Annotated in this window: 18 protein-coding genes; 9 read left to right on the top strand and 9 right to left on the bottom strand. The window is 67.7% G+C overall.

Features of this window, described 5'->3' with window-relative positions; all coding sequences use genetic code 11:
* From ACQ4LY_RS04375 to ACQ4LY_RS04340, 8 genes are all read left to right on the top strand, one after another.
* On the top strand, positions 1-909 hold the full coding sequence (locus ACQ4LY_RS04375) for a glycine betaine ABC transporter substrate-binding protein (protein ID WP_431074807.1): 909 nt from the start codon (positions 1-3) through the stop codon (positions 907-909).
* 162 nt (positions 910-1,071) lie between these two features.
* Positions 1,072-2,532 carry a lipase maturation factor family protein gene (locus ACQ4LY_RS04370; RefSeq protein WP_431074805.1) on the top strand — a complete coding sequence of 487 codons (1,461 nt, stop codon included), beginning with the start codon at positions 1,072-1,074 and terminating at the stop codon, positions 2,530-2,532.
* 84 nt (positions 2,533-2,616) lie between these two features.
* Positions 2,617-3,708, top strand: a complete 1,092-nt coding sequence (locus tag ACQ4LY_RS04365; protein WP_431074804.1) for a substrate-binding domain-containing protein — start codon at positions 2,617-2,619, stop codon at positions 3,706-3,708.
* A gap of 100 nt (positions 3,709-3,808) precedes the next feature.
* Positions 3,809-5,104 (top strand): ABC transporter substrate-binding protein, encoded by a 1,296-nt coding sequence (locus tag ACQ4LY_RS04360; RefSeq protein WP_431074802.1) that lies wholly within the window; start codon positions 3,809-3,811, stop codon positions 5,102-5,104.
* 65 nt (positions 5,105-5,169) lie between these two features.
* Positions 5,170-6,099 carry a carbohydrate ABC transporter permease gene (locus tag ACQ4LY_RS04355; protein WP_259161003.1) on the top strand — a complete coding sequence of 310 codons (930 nt, stop codon included), beginning with the start codon at positions 5,170-5,172 and terminating at the stop codon, positions 6,097-6,099.
* A complete protein-coding gene (locus tag ACQ4LY_RS04350; RefSeq protein WP_431074800.1) occupies positions 6,096-7,007 on the top strand; it encodes a carbohydrate ABC transporter permease in 912 nt (303 codons plus the stop codon). Before ACQ4LY_RS04355 ends, ACQ4LY_RS04350 begins: the two co-directional genes overlap by 4 nt.
* The gene (locus tag ACQ4LY_RS04345) at positions 7,004-8,011 is read left to right on the top strand and encodes a hydroxyacid dehydrogenase (protein ID WP_431074798.1); all 1,008 of its coding nucleotides are present in this window, start codon (positions 7,004-7,006) and stop codon (positions 8,009-8,011) included. Before ACQ4LY_RS04350 ends, ACQ4LY_RS04345 begins: the two co-directional genes overlap by 4 nt.
* 62 nt (positions 8,012-8,073) lie before the next feature.
* A complete protein-coding gene (locus ACQ4LY_RS04340; RefSeq protein ID WP_431074796.1) occupies positions 8,074-10,080 on the top strand; it encodes a hypothetical protein in 2,007 nt (668 codons plus the stop codon).
* 221 nt (positions 10,081-10,301) lie between these two features.
* Here the strand turns inward: ACQ4LY_RS04340 and ACQ4LY_RS04335 are convergent, their stop codons facing one another.
* The 8 genes from ACQ4LY_RS04335 to ACQ4LY_RS04300 form a co-directional block, all read right to left on the bottom strand.
* Positions 10,302-11,069, bottom strand: coding sequence for an ABC transporter permease (locus tag ACQ4LY_RS04335; protein WP_431074794.1), 768 nt, complete (start codon positions 11,067-11,069; stop codon positions 10,302-10,304).
* A complete protein-coding gene (locus ACQ4LY_RS04330) occupies positions 11,066-11,851 on the bottom strand; it encodes an ABC transporter ATP-binding protein (RefSeq protein ID WP_431074792.1) in 786 nt (261 codons plus the stop codon). Before ACQ4LY_RS04330 ends, ACQ4LY_RS04335 begins: the two co-directional genes overlap by 4 nt.
* The gene (locus tag ACQ4LY_RS04325) at positions 11,848-12,219 is read right to left on the bottom strand and encodes a DUF1048 domain-containing protein (protein ID WP_431074790.1); all 372 of its coding nucleotides are present in this window, start codon (positions 12,217-12,219) and stop codon (positions 11,848-11,850) included. The genes ACQ4LY_RS04330 and ACQ4LY_RS04325 overlap by 4 nt, the downstream gene beginning before the upstream one ends.
* A gap of 1 nt (position 12,220) precedes the next feature.
* Positions 12,221-12,574: a PadR family transcriptional regulator gene (locus ACQ4LY_RS04320; protein ID WP_431074788.1), complete on the bottom strand. Its 354-nt coding sequence runs from the start codon at positions 12,572-12,574 to the stop codon at positions 12,221-12,223.
* Positions 12,575-13,047: 473 nt separating this feature from the next.
* Positions 13,048-14,373: a threonine/serine ThrE exporter family protein gene (locus ACQ4LY_RS04315; protein WP_431074786.1), complete on the bottom strand. Its 1,326-nt coding sequence runs from the start codon at positions 14,371-14,373 to the stop codon at positions 13,048-13,050.
* A 17-nt stretch (positions 14,374-14,390) separates the two neighbouring features.
* Entirely contained in the window at positions 14,391-15,746 is a 1,356-nt protein-coding gene (locus ACQ4LY_RS04310) for an anaerobic C4-dicarboxylate transporter family protein (protein WP_431074784.1), read from the bottom strand.
* The gene (locus tag ACQ4LY_RS04305) at positions 15,743-16,483 is read right to left on the bottom strand and encodes a Type 1 glutamine amidotransferase-like domain-containing protein (RefSeq protein ID WP_431074782.1); all 741 of its coding nucleotides are present in this window, start codon (positions 16,481-16,483) and stop codon (positions 15,743-15,745) included. Before ACQ4LY_RS04305 ends, ACQ4LY_RS04310 begins: the two co-directional genes overlap by 4 nt.
* A 305-nt stretch (positions 16,484-16,788) precedes the next feature.
* Complete coding sequence (locus ACQ4LY_RS04300; protein WP_431074780.1) at positions 16,789-17,526, bottom strand: SGNH/GDSL hydrolase family protein; 738 nt, start codon at positions 17,524-17,526, stop codon at positions 16,789-16,791.
* Between the two features lie 41 nt (positions 17,527-17,567).
* Between ACQ4LY_RS04300 and ACQ4LY_RS04295 the strand changes: the two genes are divergently transcribed.
* The gene (locus tag ACQ4LY_RS04295; RefSeq protein ID WP_431074779.1) at positions 17,568-18,026 is read left to right on the top strand and encodes a cytochrome C5; all 459 of its coding nucleotides are present in this window, start codon (positions 17,568-17,570) and stop codon (positions 18,024-18,026) included.
* 11 nt (positions 18,027-18,037) lie between these two features.
* On the opposite strand, the gene ACQ4LY_RS04290 is transcribed toward ACQ4LY_RS04295, so the two are convergent.
* Positions 18,038-19,039: a magnesium and cobalt transport protein CorA gene (locus ACQ4LY_RS04290; RefSeq protein ID WP_431074778.1), complete on the bottom strand. Its 1,002-nt coding sequence runs from the start codon at positions 19,037-19,039 to the stop codon at positions 18,038-18,040.
* Positions 19,040-19,331 lie beyond the last annotated feature (292 nt).

The following is a 19,331-nucleotide window of genomic DNA, read 5'->3' as shown; positions in this document are numbered from 1 at the left end:
ATGAAGAAGAAGTTCCTCGCAATCACAGCACTCGGCATCACCGCATCCCTCGCCCTCGCGGGCTGCAGCGGTGACGGCGCCGGCGGCACGAACTCCGGTGGAGACGGTGCGGAAGACAAGGGCACGATCACGCTGGGCTTCCTGCCCTCGTGGACCGACGGACTCAGCACGGCGTACCTGCTGCAGGACCAGCTCGAGAAGATCGGCTACACGGTCGAGATGAAGACGCTGACCGAGGCGGGCCCGCTGTACACCGGCCTCGCTCAGGGCGACGTCGACATGTACCCGTCGGCCTGGCCCGAGCTCACGCACGCCGAGTACATGGACACCTACGGTGACGACATCGAGGACATCGGCACCTACTACGAGAACGCGAAGCTCACGATCGCGGTGCCGGAGTACTCCGAGCTGAACTCCATCGAGGACCTCAAGGGCAAGGGTGCGGACTTCGACGGCAAGATCATCGGCATCGAGCCGGGTGCCGGTCTCACCGCCCAGACCGAGAAGATGATCCCCGCATACGGCCTGGAGGGCGAGTACGAGCTCGTCACCTCGTCGACCGCTGCCATGCTCACCGAGCTGAAGACCGCGACCGACAAGCAGGAGGACCTCGTCGTCACCCTGTGGCGTCCGTTCTGGGCCAACGAGGCCTTCGGCATGAAGGACCTCGAAGACCCCGAGGGTGCGATGGGCGAAGCAGAGGGCCTGCACTTCCTCGGCCACAAGGGCTTCGCCGAGGAGTTCCCCGAGGCCGCCGAGCTGATCGAGAAGATCAAGCTCGACGACGCGCAGTACGGCTCGCTCGAGGACATGGTCGTGAACGAGTACGGCGAGGGCAAGGAAGCGGATGCCGTCGACGCATGGCTCGAGGAGCACGGCGACGAGTTCGACTGGGTCGTCTCCGAGTAAGTCGGCGCTGAGCTGAATCCGCCCTCGCGTGGGGCGGACTTCTCCCCGATGGGCGGAGGATCTGTCACGGATCCTCCGCCCATCGTCGTGTTCGCCGCGCATCAGGCGCGTCCGACCGCAACCCCCTCCTGTGTGATGCGACCCGGGGCGTAGCCTGTCGCCGTGGACGGGTTCGCGGCGGTCGACTTCGGGTTCGCCCGCGAGGTCCTGCAGCGGGGCGTCGCGGCGCTCTACCTCATCGCGCTCATCTCGACGCTGAATCAGTTCCGCCCGCTCCTCGGCGAACACGGACTGCTGCCGGCACCGGTGCTGCTCGACTGGGTCGGCGAGAAGAAGGAACGACGGCGGATGCTGCATCCGACGCTGTTCCTCCGCATCCGCTACACCGATCGCCGACTGGTGACGCTTTGCGTCGCGGGCATCATCGTCGCCGCGGCGCTGGTCGGCGGCATCCCGCAGTGGGGCCCGCCGTGGGTGCCGATGCTGTGCTTCCTCGCGCTGTGGCTCGGGTACATGTCGGTGGTCAGCATCGGGCAGACGTTCTACTCGTTCGGGTGGGAGATGCTGCTGCTCGAAGCGGGGTTCCTCGCCGCCTTCCTCGGCTCGAACGATCAACCGCCGCCGACCGTCGTGATCGTGCTGTTCTGGTGGCTGCTGTTCCGGGTGGAGTTCGGCGCCGGGATGATCAAGATCCGTGGCGGACAGGAGTGGCGCGACCTCACTGCCCTCACCTATCACCACGAGACCCAGCCGATGCCGGGGCCGCTCAGCCGTCAGGCGCACCTGCTGCCTCGATGGGTCCACCGGGGCGAGGTGATCGGCAATCATTTCGCGCAGCTCGTGGTGCCGTTCTTCGTTCTCGTGCCGATCCTGTCGCTGTGGATTCCAGGACCGATCCCGCAGGTCGTCGGGGCCGTGGCTGCGGCGATCATGATCGCGACGCAGGTGTGGCTCGTCGCGACGGGCAACTTCGCCTGGTTGAACTGGGTCACGATCATCATCGCGTTCTCGGCGATCGGGCTGCCCGTGATGGGGAATGCGACAGCCTTCGCGGCGCCCTGGGCCGGTATCCCGCTGTACTGGTTCGTGATCACTGCGGCGGTGGGGCTGCTCTACCTCGTGGTGAGCTGGCCGGCGCTGCGCAACCTCTTCGGGCGGCGCCAGGCGATGAACGCGAGCTTCAACCGGTGGCAGCTCGCCAACGCGTATGGTGCCTTCGGCACGGTGACGAAGGAGCGGGTCGAGATCGTGGTCGAGGGGTCGGTGGATGACGACGGTCTGCTCTGGCAGGAATACGAGTTCAAGGGCAAGCCGGGCGATGCGCGTCGCATCCCTCGCCAGTTCGCGCCGTACCACCTGCGCCTCGACTGGCTGATGTGGTTCCTGCCGCTCGGCCGCTCGCTCGACGACTGGTTCACGGTGTTCCTGCTGCGGCTGCTCGAGGCCGATGCTCCGACTCTGGCGCTGCTTCGGAAGGACCCGTTCGACGGAGAGCCGCCGCGGTGGGTTCGCGCGGTGTCGTACCGCTATCGCTTCGCCACGCGTGCCGAGCGGCGAGAGGACGCTGTGGTGTGGGTGCGCACGCGGCAGGCCGTCGTGCTCGGTCCGCTCGGGCTCCGGTAGGCGTGTGCACTCGCATCTGCCCGCAGCGCGACCCGCGGCTATGTTGGGTTCTGTTGTATTCGACGGAGTCCCGACGGAGGAATGATGCCCGCCGCAGCGCGTCACGATGCGATCCTGCGTGAACTCGAGATGCGAGGCTCTCTGTCGAGCACAGCGCTCGCCGCGCGCCTGGGTGTGACGACCATGACCCTGTGGCGCGACCTCGTCACCCTCGAGGAGCGCGGGCTGCTCGTGAAGGTGCATGGTGGCGCGATCTCGCCTGCGGTGGCGCAGCAGCAGTCCCGAGATGCTGAGCAGGGAGCCATTCGACCGCGGCCGGTGGCGACGATCGGCATGATCGTCCCGACCACTCAGTACTACTTTCCCGAAGTGATCCGCGGCGCGAGCCAGGCGGCTCACGAGTCGAACTGCCGCCTCGTGGTCGGCGCGTCGAACTACTCCGAGCAGGAGGAGCTGCGTCAGGCGGAACGACTGATCGCGAGTGGGGTGGATGCTCTGATGATCACGCCGCAGGCCACCATGGCGCAGGATTCTCCGCTGCAGCGGATGCTGTCGGGTGCCGCCCTTCCCGTCGTGATGGTCGAGCGGTCGGTCGATGACCCGCTCGCGGGGAGACTCGAGTGGGTACGCACCGATCACGCTCACGGGGCCGAGGTCGCAGTGCGCCATCTCGCCGAACAGGGGCATCTCGGGATCGCGCTCGCTGCCCGGCCCGCCGCAACGGTGGCAGGACTCGACGCCGGGTACCGACGAGCGATGGGCACCCTCGATCCAGCCGAAGCACGCGCTCTGCGTCGCGACCTCTCGCACCCGCAGCTCGGCGACGACGCGAACATCGTCGAACTGAGCGCGTTCCTCGACGATTGCCTGGCCGAGGGGATCACGGCCGCGATCCTGCTCGGCGATGCCGACGCGATGGCGTTCCTCGATCTCGTGCTCGAGCGGGGACTGCGGGTGCCCCAGGATTTCGCTGTCGTGGCGTACGACGACGAGGTCGCCGGCTTCGCGGCGGTTCCCCTCACCGCGGTGGCTCCGCCGAAGCATGAGCTCGGCCATGCAGCTCTCCGCCTCTGCGTGGACAGGCTGAAGCAGCAGTCGGGCGCGTCCCACACGTCAGTGCGCATGGCTCTGCTTCCCGCGCTGGTGGTGCGCGAATCGACGGTCCGCACCCTCTGATTGTTAGGTTTTGTTGTAAATCGCCTCCTTCGGTTGGTGAATCGTGCCGCGTGACGAATGATCGAACTCGCACGGTCAACGATTCAAAGGAGAACCCGCGATGTCCCTGCATCGAACTTCCCTCTCTGTGGTGGCTCTCGCCGCCACCTCCGCCCTCGTAGCGGGATGCGCTGCCGGCAGTCCGGCAGCCGAACCGGTCGCGACAGAGACCCCGAAGGGCGAGGTCACCTTCTGGTCGTTCCTGAGCGGCATGTCCGATGTCGCCGCCGCCTTCAACGCGAGCCAGGACGACATCACTGTCACCTTCGAGGAGATCCCGAACGGGGCGAACGGCGGATACACCAAGCTCTCCGCGGCCATCGAATCCGGAAGCGGGCCCGACGTCGTCGGCATCGAATACGACCGGCTTCCCGGGTTCGTGGCTGCCGAGCAGCTCGCACCCGTCGACGAGCTGGTGTCGGGTGACGTGCTGGGTGAGTACGACGAGCAGGTGCGCAACCTCGTGTCGTTCGGCGACGCCGCCTACGCCCTGCCGTACGACGCCCCGCCGATGGTCATCTGGTACCGACAGGACGTGCTCGAGGCCGCGGGCGTCGAAGTGCCCACGACCTGGGACGAATTCGAAGAGGCGGCCCGCGCCGTCAAGGCCGTCAACCCCGACGCCTACCTCACGAGCTTCTTCACGAACGAGCCGCAGCTCGCACCGATGTCGTGGCAGGCGGGAGCCGAGTGGTTCAGCGTCGAGGACGACAGCTGGAAGGTCGCCGTCGACGACGAGGAGTCGCAGGAGGTCGCCGAGTACTGGCAGCGTCTGATCGACGAGGGCCTGGTCAAGAAGCAGCTCGGGTTCAGCGACGAATGGACCGCAGATCTGAACAGCGGAGTGGTCAACGCGTGGGTCGGCGGATCATGGAGCGCATCCGCGCTGAAGACCCGCACCGAGGCGTCGGGCCAGGCGGGCAAATGGATCGCCGCCGCGCCGCCGTCGTGGGATGGCGAGCCCAGTGGAGCGCTGAGCGGCGGCACGAGCTTCGCGATCCCCGAGAACTCCGACAACGAGGCCGCAGCGGCCGTCTTCCTCGAGTGGCTCGTCACGTCGCCCGAGGCGATCGAGGCTCGAGGAGCCGTGGGCACCGCGTACCTGGCGTACCCGGGACTCAACGACGTCGCCGCATCCGTCGCGCCGACCGACTACTACGCGAACGATATCTACGAGGTGTTCGACGAGGCATCCGCCGATCTCGGCCCGTGGGCGTGGGGACCGAAGTACGACCTCACGGCGACGGCGCTCAAAGACTCCGTCACGGCCTCGCCGACGCTGACCGATGCACTGAGCTCGACGCAGAAAGCCACCGTCAGCGGGCTCGAGAAGCTCGGCCTCGACATCAAGGAATAGCCGATGCACCGTCGGGCGGGCGCGAAGACGCACCGCCCGACGGTCCGGATCGAAGGACACAGACCATGACGACTCAGGCACCCGCCACGAGACGCACACGCAGGAAGACCATTCCGGGAACGGGCGGACGCACCGCATCCGTGTTCCTGATCCCCTTCTTCGTGCTCTTCGCTCTCACGATGATCGCCCCGGTGATCTACGCGATCGGCATGAGCCTGTTCGCCGAGCGGCGCAGCGGCCTCGGATTCGGCGGGGCCACGGTCGAGTTCGTCGGACTCGGCAACTACCTCGAGGTGCTGAGCGACACCACGTTCACCGACGGCTTCGGGCGTCTGGCGATCTACTGCCTGCTCTACGTGCCGACTCTGCTGGCGTTCGCCCTCGTGCTCGCGCTCCTGCTCGACTCGGCGGTCGCCTACGCCAAGCGGGCCTTCCAGCTGCTGCTGTTCCTTCCGCACGCGGTGCCGGGCGTGATCGCCGCGCTGATCTGGGCCTACCTCTACACCCCCGGCGTCAGCCCGATCGTCAAGGCTCTCGAATCGGGCGGCATCGGCATCGACTTTCTCTCGGTGCAGCTCGTGCTCCCCTCGATGGTCAACATCGCGGTGTGGGAGTGGGCCGGGTACAACGTCATCATCCTCTTCACGGCGCTGCAGGCGGTGCCGCGCGAGATCCTCGAAGCGGCGAAGGTCGACGGCGCAGGCGAGATCCGCACCGCGTTGTCGATCAAGACGCCCCTCGTCTGGCCGGCCCTCGGCGTCGCGCTGCTCTTCACCGTGATCGGCTCGCTGCAGCTGTTCACCGAGCCGAAGATCCTGTCGTCGGCGACGACGGCGGTGACCAGCACCTGGGTGCCGAACATGTGGGCCTACGACGCCGCGTTCAACCGCAACAACCTGCCGCAGGCGGCCGCCGCCTCGATCATCCTCGCCCTGCTCGCCGGCCTGCTCTCGTGGGTCGTCACCCGATTCACCTCGAAGGAGCCGACGCGATGACTGCCGTGATCGACCGCCCGACGTCCCCGACGTCCGCCCGCGTGAAGCCGGTGCGCTCACGCTCGCCACGACCTTCCCGCCGCACGGCCGCGAAGGTCGGCGTCAACGGACTGCTGGTGCTCGGCTCCGCCTACATGGTGCTGCCACTGCTCTGGCTGGTGTTCGCGGCGACCAAGGATGCCGGCGACCTCTATTCGGGCAACGCGTTCGCCTTCGGCACCGACCTGGTCGTCAACCTGCAGCGGCTGCTCGCGCAGGACGGCGGGATCTTCCTCCGGTGGCTCGGGAACAGCATCCTCTATGCGGGAATCGGAGCCGTCGTCGGCGGATTCGTCTCGCTCATGGCCGGGTATGCGTTCGACAAGTTCGAGTTCCGCGGCAAGCGCGGGCTGTACGCCTCGGTGCTCGTGGGAGTCCTGATCCCGAACACCGCCACCGTGATCCCGCTGTACCTGCTCGCGGCGTCGATCGGACTCACCAACACGATCTGGGCGGTGCTCATCCCGACCCTCTGCAACCCCTTCAGCGTCTACCTCGCACGGGTGTTCTCGTCGGGCTACCTGCCGGCCGAGACCCTCGAGGCCGCGCGGGTCGACGGGGCAGGGCCCATCCGCAGCTTCCTGCAGGTCGGGATGCCGATGCTGGTCCCCGGATTCGTCACGATCGCCCTCTTCCAGTTCGTGGGCATCTGGAACAACTTCATGCTCCCGCTGATCATGCTGCAGAACCGCGATCTGTTCCCCTCGAGCGTCGGCATCGCGCTGTGGCAGAGCCAGGTGCAGCAGAACCCCGAGTTCTCGACACTGGTGATCGCCGGCTCGTTCGTCTCTGTGCTCCCCCTGATCCTCGCGTTCGTGATGCTGCAGCGGTTCTGGCGATCGGGCCTGTCGGCGGGGAGCGTCAAGTGAGTGTGCGGCGCCCCGTGATCGCCTTCGCCATGTCCGACCCCGTGCGGGGGCGGGTGTTCCCCGAGCGGGTCATGCGCGAGTACGCCGCCGCGGCCGACATCGCCGGCATCCTCACCGAGTACGCCTCCGACCACGCCCGTTCGGTGCTCGAGCGAGTCGAGGTGCTCGTGACCGGCTGGGGCGCACCGCGCATCGACGTCGCCGTGCTCGATGCGGCTCCCCGACTCGAGGCGGTGCTGCACGCAGCGGGAACCGTGAAGCCCTACCTCGACCCCGCGGTACTCGAGCGCGGGGTGCGGGTGAGCTCGGCCGCCGGCGCCAATGCCGTGCCCGTCGCCGAGTACGCGGTCGCGATGATCGTGCTGGCCGGCAAGCAGGTGCTCCCGATCGCGCGCCACTATCGCCGGACCCAGAGCGAATTCGACATCGAGGCCGCGTTCCCCGGGCTCGGCAACTACGGTCAGCGTGTCGGGATCATCGGTGCGTCGAAGATCGGCCGCATCGTCATCGGGATGCTCAGGGCCTATGCGTTCGAGGTCGTGGTCTACGACCCCTACCTGACCGAGGCCGATGCCGTGGAGCTCGGGGTCACCCCGGTCGCCCTCGACGAGCTGCTGCGCACGAGCCGCGTCGTCTCGGTGCATGCGCCGTCGCTGCCCTCGACGATCGATCTGGTGGATGCCGCCGGCATCGCCTCCATGCCGCGCGGCGCGACCCTCGTGAACACCGCGCGCGGAGAGATCGTCGATCAGGAGGCCCTGACACGCAGGGTGCTCGCGGGTGAGCTGTTCGCGATCCTCGACGTGACCGTGCCGTGGATCCTCGAGCCCGATCACCCCCTCTACACGTCTGAGCATGCGCTGCTCACCCCGCACATCGCCGGGTCCTACGGGGTCGAGCTCGAGCGGCTGTCGGGAGTAATGCTCGACGAGCTGCACCGGATCTCGCGGGGCGAGCCGCTCGCGCACGAGGTCGAGCCTGAGCTGCTCGCCATCACCGCCTGACCTGACGTCCTCCCCACCATTCGACGACGAAGCACGGAGCCCTCATGTCCGAACCACTGAAGATGACCAGACGAACAGTCCTCCTCGCCGGTGCCGGGGGCCTGCTCGCGGCTGCGGCGGGGGTCGGGTCCGTGCAGTCGGCGAGCGCCGCACCGTCGCTCTTCCCGGCTGGTCGCACCGGCACCACGATCACCGAGATCGGGCCCGGCATCATGCAGTACTCGCTCATGAGCGGGGTGCTGCTCGACGGCATCTGCTACATCGGATCCCGCAACCTCGAGCCGACCGGCATCCTCGCCTTCGATGTCGCCTCGGCCACTGTCACGCACTCGACGACGCTCGCGACCGGTCACAGCATCCAGGCGCTCGCGGTCGATCCGGTGCGCAAGGTGCTCTATGCGGGCATCCTGCAGAAGGCGGCGAGTGCGAACAACCTGTATCGCTGGGATCTGAGGGACCTCACCTCACCCGCGGTGGCGATCGGACGCATCGGAGACCGCGACGTGCGCGACCTCGCCGTCTCGCCCGACGGCACGGTGTTCGCCGTCGGAGGCGGTGGCACGGGCGCTCCCGCGCTGTGGCAGTACGACCCTGCGTCCGGGGCGATCACGAGTCTCGGCGTGCCCGACGCGAAGGCGACCCTCGCTCGGGCCGTGGCGGCGACCGATCAGGCGGTGTTCTTCGGCGCCGGAAGCACACTCGGCGGTGGAGCGGGCACGAGCAGGGCGGCGCTCTACGCGTTCGATCGCGCATCCGCGACGTTCTCCGACATCACTCCTGTCGAGATGGTGAACGATCCCAGCATCCGCGAGCTCACCGTCTCGGGTGACCGGCTCCTCGTGTCGTCCGCCGGGTCGACCGAGCCGTCGAAGCTCGCCGAGATCTCGCTCGCCGATCACGGGTCATACCGCGCGGTGACGTCGATCGGCACCACTGCCAAGAACTTCGCCGTCCTGGGTGGCGACGTCTTCTGCGCGAACGACGCCGGCGTGGTGCGGTGGACACCGGGCGAGGCCGCCGTGCAGCAGCTCGCCGTGCCGATCGACCTCGGCGAGATCTGGGGCCTCGACGCCCAGAATGACGGACTGGTCGTGGTCTCGGGGTACGGGTTCGTCGCGGCCGTCGACGCCAGCGGTGCGGTGCGGGGCGAGTACGACCTCGGTAAGGCCGGGGCGCCCGTGAGCGCACAGACCTGCATGGGCATCGCGGTCGGCGCGGGCTTCGCCTATGTCGGCGGCAATGGAGGCATCGCCCGCCATGATCTGCGACGCGGCGGTGCGGTCAACCTCCGCGCGCCCGGGGAGGCGAAGGATGCTGAGGTGATCGGCGGCGTGCTCTACACCGGTCAGTACAACTCGCAGGGCATCTGGGCGTACGACCCGCGCTCAGGAGAACCGATCCGCCGGGTGGCGTCGTTCCCTTCGGCGCAGAACCGCCCACTGGACACCCACTGGGACGACTGCAATCGGATGCTGCTGGTGGCGGCGCAGGCCGACACCGAGGGCGGTGGCTCGCTGTGGACCTTCGACCCGCGGACGGGCGCGAGCACCCATGCGATCAACCCGATCGACGATGTGCAGCTGGTTCGTGCCGTGGTCGCGGTCGACGGCGTCGCCTACCTCGGTGGCGACAACGCGCAGAAGACCGGGCCTCGCGGAACCGTCGTCGCGTGGGACCCGGTGGCGCAGCGAGAGCTCTGGCGGGTCGAGACGGGGGCGTCGAACGGCATCGCCGCTCTCGCCGCGCACGGCCGGCATCTGTTCGCGCTCACGATCAAGGGCGCGCTGTTCGTGATCGATCGGCCACGCCGTGAGATCGTCCACACGGGAGACCTCGCCGCCCTCGTGCCGGGATTCGCCGCGATGAAGGGCGCCCGAGGCGTGATCTACGGGGTCTCCGACACGAACCTGTTCCGCATCCACCCCCGCACGTTCGAGGTGACGACGGTCGTGCCGGGCATCAATGGCGGGTGGTACAGCGGACCCCACCTGAACGTCGACGAGGACGGAGCCGTGTTCACCCTGCGCGGGCGGACTCTGGTCAAGGTCGATGATCGGCCGCGACGCTGACATCACCCGTCGCTTCATGCCTTGGGGAGGAGAACCACCCTTCGGGAGGAGCCTCAGGGCAGGATCCTCCTCCCCAGGCGCAATTCTCCTCCCCGGGCGCAGTTCTCCTCCCCGGGCGCAGTTCTCCTCCCGGGCGGCCATGAACAGCCCACGCCGAGCGCGGCGAAACGCCCCGGCCGGGCGCGAAGCCCGGACGGAGCGTTCCGTCTCACTGCAGACGTTCAACTGACCTTCTTGCGGTACGAGATGATCGCGAACACGTAGCCGACGATCAGGATGCCGACGCACCAGGCGAGAGCGACCCAGATGTCGGTGCCGACCGGCTGCTCGGCGAACAGCGCCTGGACGGTGTTCACGATGGAGGTGACCGGCTGGTTCTCGGCGAACCACTGCACGGGAGCCGGCATCGTGTCGGTCGGCACGAAGGCCGAGCTGATGAACGGCAGGAAGATCAGCGGATACGAGAACGCACTCGCCCCGTCGACCGTCTTGGCGTTGAGGCCTGCGATGATCGCCAACCACGTGAGCGCCAGCGTGAACAGCATCAGGATGCCGATCACGGCGAGCCACGCCCAGACACTCGCCCCGGTGCGGAATCCCATCAGGAATCCGACAGCGAAGATGATCGCCAGGGTGATGGCGTTCGCGGTCAGGGAGGTGAGCACGTGCGCCCACAGCACGCTCGATCGGGCGATCGGCATGGAGTGGAAGCGCTCGAAGATACCACTCTGCATGTCGGTGAACAGGCGGAAGGCGGTGTACGCGATCCCGGATGCGATCGCGATCAGCAGGATGCCGGGGAGCAGGTAGTTGACGTAGTTGTCGACGCCGGTGCTCGGCTGCAGAGCGCCGCCGAAGACGTACACGAACAGCAGCATCAGGGCGATCGGGGTGACCGCGGTGGTGATGATCGTGTCGGGACTGCGGAAGATGTGCCGCATCGAGCGGCCGGTGAGTGTCGCCGTGTCGGCGGCGAAGTGCGTGCTCATGCTGCGTTCTCCTTTCCGGATTCTGCCGTCGACGGGGTGCCGACGAGGGTGAGGAAGATCTCCTCGAGGGTGGGCTGCTTCTCGACGTACTCGACCTTGGCGGCCGGCAGCAGGCGCTTGAGCTCGGCGAGAGTCCCGTTCGCGATGATCCGACCCTCATGGAGGATCGCGATGCGGTCGGCCAGCTGCTCGGCCTCGTCGAGGTACTGCGTGGTGAGGAGCACGGTCGTGCCGGTGTTCGCGAGCTCCTTGACCACGTTCCACACCTCGATGCGGGCCTCGGGGTCGAGGCCCGTGGTCGGCTCGTCGAGGTAGATGACCTCGGGGTGTCCGACCAGGCTCATGGCGATGTCGAGTCGGCGGCGCATACCCCCGGAGTACGTGCCGACCTTGCGGCCGCCGGCATCCGTCAGCCGGAAGGCCGCGAGCAGTTCATCGGCCACTGCTCCGGCATCCGGCAGATGCCTCAGCTGCGCGACCAGCACGAGGTTCTCGCGGCCGGTGAGGATCTCATCGACCGCGGCGAACTGGCCGGTCAGGCTGATTCGCTGCCGCACTGCGAGGGGATCCGCGGCGACGTCGACCCCCTGCACGGTGGCGGATCCGGCATCCGACTTCAGCAGTGTCGAGAGGATGCGGACCATCGTGGTCTTGCCGGCGCCGTTCGAGCCGAGGAGGGCGAAGATCGACCCCTTCTCGACTTCGAAGTCGACGCCCCGCAGCACGTGGAGGTCCTTGTAGGACTTCTCGATGCCGCGGACGGCGATGGCAGGTGCGTTCATGATCGGGACTCCTTCTTCTTCGCGTCGTCGACCGCACTGTTCAGGCGGGCGCGTTCCTTGTCGATCCAGTGGGTTCCGCCGTAGGCCTCGGCGTAGGTCTCGGCGAACGAGACGGCGTCGTCGCCGACGATGTCGTCGATCGGGGTGCCATCGATGGCGGCGCGCTCCCACAGATCGGCGAGATCGAGGAAGATCTGCACGAGGATGTCGCCGTCGGTGATGCCCCCGTAGTACATCGTGTAGCGATGCTGGGCGTTGGCGACCGTGCGGTACGGCTCGGGGAGGGCGTCGATGCGCTTCTTGGCATCGCGGTACTGCTTCTTCTGCTCGAGCGATCCGGTGAGCGCTTCGATCCACTTGGCGGCCATGTCAGTTCTCCTTGGTGTTCGTGGTGTTCGTGGTGTTCGTGTTGAGTCGTTCGATGTGCTGGGAGAGGAAGCTCCAGGTCTTCCAGAACTCCTCGAGCTCCTGCGTGCCCGCCGCATTCAGCGAGTAGACCTTGCGGGGCGGGCCCTTCTCGCTCGGGACCTTCTCGACGTCGACGAGCTTCTTCTGCTCGACGCGCACGAGGAGTGCATAGATCGTGCCCTCGGCGATGTCGGTGAATCCGTGATCGCGCATGCGGGTCGTGATCTCGTACCCGTAGGCCGGCTGCTCGGCGAGGAGAGCCAGGACGATGCCCTCCAGAGTGCCCTTGAGCATCTCCGTCATCTGCTTGCCCATGAGAGCCTCCTTTCGTTTCGTTCGGTACTCAGTGTTGCTGGGTACCGGTACAAAGTAACACTGAGTACCGGTACTTAGCAACACCGAATACCGAATACTCTCAGCAGTCGCCCGGGTTGCTGCCGCATCCGTTCCGGTTGCACTTCGTGCCGCGTGGGTTGCTGCCGCATCCGTTCCGATTGCACTTCGTGCCGCGTGCGCGCGCATCCGACGGCACGAACTGCGACCGGAGCGGGTCGGGCAACGGGCGGACGGCACGAACTGCGACCGGAGCGAGTCGGGCAACGGGCGGACGGCACGAACTGCGACCGGAGCGGGGTCGGGCAACGATCCGACGGCACGAACTGCGACCGGAGCGGGTCGGGCGACGGGCGGATGGCACGAACTGCGACCGGAGCGGGTCGGGCAACGGGCGGACGGCACGAACTGCGACCGGAGCGGGGTCGGACAGGCTGAGCGAACCGTGGGCGGGCTCAGTCTCGCCGTCGACCGCCTCGCCGCCAGGGCAGCAGCCGGTCGAAGAGCCGGCGCGGCGCTTCGGTGACCACCGTCGGCGGAGCGACGGCGAACTGCACGATCTCCTCAGCGCCGTGATGCACCACCCGATACAGGGCAGTGCCGATCAGTACGCCGAGCGCGATCGACATGATCGAGAGCAGAGCTTCCATGAAATCGGCGAGGCCGCTGTCGGTGGCGACCGCCTCGGTGAGCCCGACGAGTCCCGCCGCACCGGGAACGAGCAGCCAGAACGCGGGGAGGAACGTGATCTGCACCGGAGCTCCATGGCGCAGCGACGCGATCCAGAACACCGCGAGAGCCATCGCGACGGCACCGACGAATCCGCCCACGGTCGGTCCGAGCAGCGCCGTGCCCGCCCACTGACCGACGTATGCGACGAACAGGGCGAGCAGCACCCAGCCGAATGTCGGGGCCGGCGCCGAGAAATGCAGGTAGTTGCCGAGTGCGAAGACGAGGATGCCGATCAGCGCGACCCACCACGGGAGGAAGGATGACGCCTCGAGCGGCTCGTAGGTGCGGGACTCGACGCCCACCACCGTGCCGGCCGCGAGGATGCCGAAGGCGAGCAGTGCGAGCTGCACGAAACCGTAGACCAGGCGCGAGGCACCCGAGATCATCTGCCCCGCCGCGAGCTCGACGGTCGCCGTGGTCAGCACCCCGCCCGGAAGGAAGGTGACCAGCGGGGCGATCAGCAGACGGATGGGGTCGCCGATCTCGATCACCTCGGCGAGCAGGAACACCGCAGCGGCGCAGACGAATGCCGCGGCGATCGGCATGACGAGCTGGAGCGTCGGCGACCGCACGAGCTTGAGCAGCCCGATGCCGGCGCCCAGCACGAACGCGACTATGGCTCCCTGCCAGGTCGGGGCGAGCAGCAGGGCGAGGCCGGTCGTGAGCACCGCGTGCCCGAACGTGCGGGTCACCCAACCCAGGCGAGGGCGCATCGCCCCGATCTCGTTCAGCCGGCGGATGCCGTCGAGCGGCGACACAGACGCGGTGCGTGCCTGCGCGATCAGCTCGTACAGTGCCGCGATCTGGTCGAATCGGAACGATGCGTTCGTCGCCGAGCGGATGGCCACCCGCGACTCCTCGTCGTCGCCGGTCTCGACGAGGATGATCGTCGGCAGCACCACGAAGTCGGTGTCGTCGCCGCCGTAGGCCTCGACGACATCCGTCATGGTGTCGCGGATGCGGTCGACCGACTCCGCGGACGCGTTCATTCCCTGCGCGAGTCCGAGGAGGAACCGGCGCAGGGCTGAACGGTCGAGAGCATCCGCCATCTCAGCAGGCCGTCACGTCACGAGAACAGCAGCGACAGGGTCACTCCGACGACGATCGCGACACCGATGTACACGAGGTTCGGCAGCTGGAACGAGTGGTCGAAGACGAACTTGCCCATCTTCGTCGTGCCGGTCTGATCGAAGGCGACGGTCGCGACCTGGCTGCCGTTGGCCGGCAGTGTGTAGATGCCCATGGTCGACGGCCACAGCCCCACCAGCAGCGGCGCGGGCAGCCCGATCGTGATGCCGATCGGGACGATCGCGTTGGTCGCGCTCGATTGACTCGTCGTCAGCATCGCGACGGCGAACAGGGCGAGCGCGAACAGAAGGGCCCCGAGGAACGCCGACGATCCAGAGACCACAGAACCCAGTCCGTCGACGATGAGCGTCTGGTTGGCCGCGACGAAGGTGTTGGCGAGCCACGCGATTCCGAACAGGGCGATCGCACCGACGATACCGGCGGGGAACGTCGGCTGCTTCGGCACATCTGCGGCCTTGACCTTGCAGAACACGAAGATGAGAGCGGCGATGATACCCATCACGACCTCGATGATCACGGTCACGCTCAGACGCACCGGATCGCCCGCGTCATCCGTGCCGATCACCGGGCGCAGCCCCTCGAAGAGTCCGAAGAACACGATGACGCCGACGCCGATCAGGAAGAGCGTGGCCGACAGCACCGCGGTGCGCGGCAGCTTGCTGTCATGCGCGTCGACGACCGGGGGCTGGATCTGATGGCTCTCGAGACGGCGCTGGAACTCGGGGTCGTCTTCGAGATCCTTGCCGTGCTTCATCATCACGAGCGCCGCGACGAAGAGTCCGGCGATCGACGCCGGCCACATGATCAGCAGGAGTCCGCCGAGATCGACTCCCTGAGGCGCGAGCAGCACGACCATCGACGCGGTCGCGGCCGAGACGGGGGAGCAGAGGATGCCGACCTGCGACGCGACGGCCGAGACCGAGAGCGCCCGTTCGGGGCGGATCTTCTGCTGGTACGACACGTCGTAGATGACGGGCAGCAGCGGGTAGAAGATGTTGCCGGTTCCGGCGCCGACCGTGAAGAGGAACGACATGGCCGGGGCGAGGAACACGACGGATTTCGGCTTGCGCCTGATCACCTTGGCGGCGACAGACACCATCCAGTCGATTCCGCCGGCGGCCTGCATGGTGGAGGCTGCGGTGATCACCGTGATGACGATGAAGACGGCATCCACCGGGGCGTTGCCCGGCGCCTCGCCGAAGACGAAGATGAGCACGGCGACTCCGACGAGTCCCCAGACACCCAGGCCGATCCCGCTGGTGCGGGTGCCCATGTAGATCGCGAGGATGACGACGATCAGCTGGGCGATGAGGATCCACACGTTGTCGTTCACGTCGACGGCCCCTTCGTGATCGGGGCGGACGGTGTGAGGATCTCGGTCGCGAGCTCGGTCTCGACGATGGTGCCGTCGATGGCTTCGACGCGCAGCGCCAGCGGATTCTCGACCGGGCTGATCGCGGTCACGAAGTCGGAGTTCTCGAAGTGCAGCGACTGCAGGTTGCCGACCGCGTATCCGGTGGCGAGCTCGCCGCTGAGAAGGGATGCGTGGAACAGCGGTCGCCGCTGATCCTCGGCGTCGTAATGGGGGCAGAAGCTGCCGTGCAGGAATCCGAGCCCCTCGGGCAGCACCTGCAGGGTCGGGCCGTAGCTGTCGGTGGTGCCGCCCTCGAACCAGCAGATGCCGCCGGCGCTGCCGCCGGTGAACACGACGTTCGAGTCGGGGTCCTCCCACATCTCGCGCATGATCGCATCGAGCCCCTGCCGCTTCCAGACGTCGAGCATGTTGGCGGTGTTGCCGCCGCCGACGTGGATCACGTCGAAGCCCTTCACGAAGCCGGCGAGGTCGTCGACCGACCGGTGGAAGAGGGGGAGGTGATGAGGCGCGCACCGGTCGGAGTCGTACGTCGAGTAGAAGCTCAGGATGTACGCCGCATCGTCGCCGGTCGCGGTGCCCACGAACAGCACCCGGGGTCGCTTCTTTCGCGTGAGCCCGAGGATGTAGTCGTGCGTCGGGTCGTTCCGACGCTCCATCATGGCCTTGCCGGCCCCGGTTGCGACCACGTGAGACATGGCATCCCCCCGATCTCGAGTGCGAATGCGCTCACCGTACTGGTGCGGGAGTCGCTTCGAGCGGCGGCATCACCCGAGAAGGGCGAGAGCGTCGAGGCGCGTCAGTGTGGGTGCCGGCGGTGTGGTGCCCCCGCCCCACGATGCGGGGCCACTTTCGCACCTCCCGGTGGGTGCGGGGTCACTTCTGCATCGGAAAGCTGGCTGCGCGGTGCGTAACTGGCCCCGCATAGCTCGGGCCGACGTAACGACGGGCGGGCGGGCCGACGGAACGACGGGCGGGCGGGCGCGGGCGAGGGACGCGGTCGCTAGCCGTTCAGGCGCGCGGCCATCACCCGCGCCTCGAGCAGCGGAAGCGTGCGGTCGCGGTCGGACTGCGGGCAGATGTCGAGGGCGTTCGCGAGTTCGAGCGCGAGTGCGGCGTGACCTGCGGCGTTCGGGTGGAACGGATCGTTCATCATGCCCCACGGCACGCCGCCGTTGCCGAGGTCGGTGAAGCGCGCGTGCTGGTCGACGAGGATCACGTCTTCCGACGCGGCGACCGCGCGAACGGCATCCGCGAACTCCGCGATCCGCTCGCGACCGGGCGCGTTGGGGATGTCGATCGAGGGCGGGGTCTGCAGCACCACGATCGCCCCCGCCGCCCGTGCGCGAGTGACGAAGTCGCGCAGCGACGCGGTGAACTCCGCAGGCGTGACGGTGACCTGGCCGGGGCCGGTCGCCATGTCGTTGGTGCCGATCATCAGGGTCACGATGTCGGGATTCCACGCCGCGATGCGCCGATCCCAGTCGCTGAGGATGTCGGTGATGCGGTGTCCGCTGATCGCCGTGTTGATGACGGCGTCGCGCGTGCGTCCCAGCTCGCCGCGGATCAGCTCGTGGAGGTGCTCGGCGTAGTTCCGGCCGCCCTGCGTGTGCACGAGTCCGTGGGTGATCGAGTCGCCGGTGATGACCCAGTTCAGCGGATCAGGGCCTGCGAGCGAATCGGCGAGGCGGCGGAGATCGGATGCGGCGGATGCGGATGCGGGGGATTCGGCGTTCGGCACGCCCTAAAGACTAGCGGCGGCGTCAGTGGAAGACTGGTCTCATGGCTTCCCCTCTGCTCGACGACCTCCTCGCCCGCATCGTCGAGAGCGGACTGCTCGATGATCCGGTCGCGGAGAACGGACTCGTGTACGGCCGGGCGACGATCGACGCGGCCGGCGCGGTGGTCACGGTCAACGTCGACCCCGAGCTCGAGGATGACGACGAGACCCTCGACGCCGACGCCCTTCTCGGGGCGATCACCCGCATCCTGTCGGTGTCGGAGACGCGGTGGCGTGCGGTGATCGACGAGGTCGCCGACGACATCGACGAGGCGGTCGACGACGAGCCGGTGATCGAGCAGACCGACCTGCGCGACGACCTCGAAGCCACCTCCGCCGTGGTGTTCGCCGATGCGGTGCTGATCGCGTTCGACGCGCCGAAGCAGTTCCCGGATTCCCGGATCCTCGTGCAGCTCGACGACGAACTCGAGGTCGCGAGCATCGAGGTGCGCGATCGCTGAGCCCGGTCGCCTCACAACCACTTCTTGTACTTGAACACCCCGTAGAGGGCGACCGCGAACGCGGCCATCGCGCCTATCGCCATCGGATACCCGTGCACCCAGTGCAGCTCGGGCATGACGTCGAAGTTCATGCCGTAGACGGTGCCGACGAGCGTCGGGGCGAAGATGATCGCCGCCCACGACGAGATGCGCTTGATCTCGTCGTTCTGGGCCAGCCCCGCCTCGGTCTGCCGACGTGCGACCAGGGCGGAGTGCACGGTGAGGGCGTTCTCGAGGATCGCGCGGAACGAGTCGACCCGCTCGTTCACGCGGATGACGTGGTCGAGCACGTCGCGGAGCGAGCGCTGCAGCTCTTCGTCGATGCGGTACTTCTCGGATCCGCGGCGCAGCCATTCCAGCATCCCGGCGAGCGGGTGCACCGCCCGCTGGAAGTTGATGACCTCGCGCGAGAGCTCGTAGATGCGCCGCGAGAGGGCGTCGTCGTCGCTGTCGCCGAAGAGCTGGTCCTCGATCTCGTCGATGTCGTTGAGCAGACCGGTGACGATCGGCTCATAGCCGTCGACGACCTCGTCGAGGATCGCGTAGAACACGGCCTCCGGGCCCATCGCGAGCAGCTCGGGGTGCGCCTCCATGCGGCGGCGGACGCCGGCGAGGTCGGGCGACTCCGCGTGCCGGATCGTGACGACGAAGTCGGGGCCGACGAACAGGTGCAGCTCGCCGAACTCGATCGACTCCTGCTCGTCGCGGTAGCGAGCGGGGCGCAGCACGGCGAAGAGCGTGTCGCCGTAGCGCTCGACCTTCGACCGCTGGTGCCCCGAGAGGGCGTCCTCGACCGCGAGTGGATGCAGGTCGAACTCGCGCGCGACCGAGGTGACCTCCTGCGGGCTCGGCCGGTACAGGCCGATCCACGCGATGCCGCCGTGCGCGTCGAGAGACCGGAAGGTCTCGTCGAGGTTCTTCGGGGTCTCCACGCGACGTCCGTGGACGTACACGCCGTTGTCGATGAGGGCCATGGCGGGCTCCGTTCTCGCAGGCGCACGCCTCGTCAGAGGGGGCGTGCGCAGAATTCGTCAGGGGGCGGAAGACGCCGCCGACGGCTGCGGAGCAGGACGTGCAGGTGCGGAGCCGAAGCTCAACGTACGGATGCAGTCAGACGCGACGCAACGAAGGCGGCGTCGCAACTATCACCGGACATCGCCATCACCGCCTCTCGCGCTCTGAAAGGGTCACATGACCCGGTGTGCCAGCATACTCCTGCGTGCTGGGCGTCAGATCCATTCGGCTCGGAGTGCGTGGCCGGCTGGT

Origin of the sequence: Microbacterium phyllosphaerae (genome assembly GCF_050628115.1) — a bacterium.
GTDB lineage: Bacteria > Actinomycetota > Actinomycetes > Actinomycetales > Microbacteriaceae > Microbacterium > Microbacterium phyllosphaerae_A.
This window is presented reverse-complemented; position numbering and strand designations above follow the sequence as displayed.

What these genes read in the sequence shown, in the direction of transcription:
- ACQ4LY_RS04375 (WP_431074807.1), top strand. Translation starts at nt 1, where the DNA reads ATGAAGAAGAAGTTCCTCGCAATCACAGCACTCGGCATCACCGCATCC.
- ACQ4LY_RS04365 (WP_431074804.1), top strand. Translation starts at nt 2,617, where the DNA reads ATGCCCGCCGCAGCGCGTCACGATGCGATCCTGCGTGAACTCGAGATG.
- ACQ4LY_RS04360 (WP_431074802.1), top strand. Translation starts at nt 3,809, where the DNA reads ATGTCCCTGCATCGAACTTCCCTCTCTGTGGTGGCTCTCGCCGCCACC.
- ACQ4LY_RS04355 (WP_259161003.1), top strand. Translation starts at nt 5,170, where the DNA reads ATGACGACTCAGGCACCCGCCACGAGACGCACACGCAGGAAGACCATT.
- ACQ4LY_RS04350 (WP_431074800.1), top strand. Translation starts at nt 6,096, where the DNA reads ATGACTGCCGTGATCGACCGCCCGACGTCCCCGACGTCCGCCCGCGTG.
- ACQ4LY_RS04340 (WP_431074796.1), top strand. Translation starts at nt 8,074, where the DNA reads ATGACCAGACGAACAGTCCTCCTCGCCGGTGCCGGGGGCCTGCTCGCG.
- ACQ4LY_RS04335 (WP_431074794.1), bottom strand. Translation starts at nt 11,069, where the DNA reads ATGAGCACGCACTTCGCCGCCGACACGGCGACACTCACCGGCCGCTCG.
- ACQ4LY_RS04330 (WP_431074792.1), bottom strand. Translation starts at nt 11,851, where the DNA reads ATGAACGCACCTGCCATCGCCGTCCGCGGCATCGAGAAGTCCTACAAG.
- ACQ4LY_RS04325 (WP_431074790.1), bottom strand. Translation starts at nt 12,219, where the DNA reads ATGGCCGCCAAGTGGATCGAAGCGCTCACCGGATCGCTCGAGCAGAAG.
- ACQ4LY_RS04320 (WP_431074788.1), bottom strand. Translation starts at nt 12,574, where the DNA reads ATGGGCAAGCAGATGACGGAGATGCTCAAGGGCACTCTGGAGGGCATC.
- ACQ4LY_RS04315 (WP_431074786.1), bottom strand. Translation starts at nt 14,373, where the DNA reads ATGGCGGATGCTCTCGACCGTTCAGCCCTGCGCCGGTTCCTCCTCGGA.
- ACQ4LY_RS04305 (WP_431074782.1), bottom strand. Translation starts at nt 16,483, where the DNA reads ATGTCTCACGTGGTCGCAACCGGGGCCGGCAAGGCCATGATGGAGCGT.
- ACQ4LY_RS04295 (WP_431074779.1), top strand. Translation starts at nt 17,568, where the DNA reads ATGGCTTCCCCTCTGCTCGACGACCTCCTCGCCCGCATCGTCGAGAGC.
- ACQ4LY_RS04290 (WP_431074778.1), bottom strand. Translation starts at nt 19,039, where the DNA reads ATGGCCCTCATCGACAACGGCGTGTACGTCCACGGACGTCGCGTGGAG.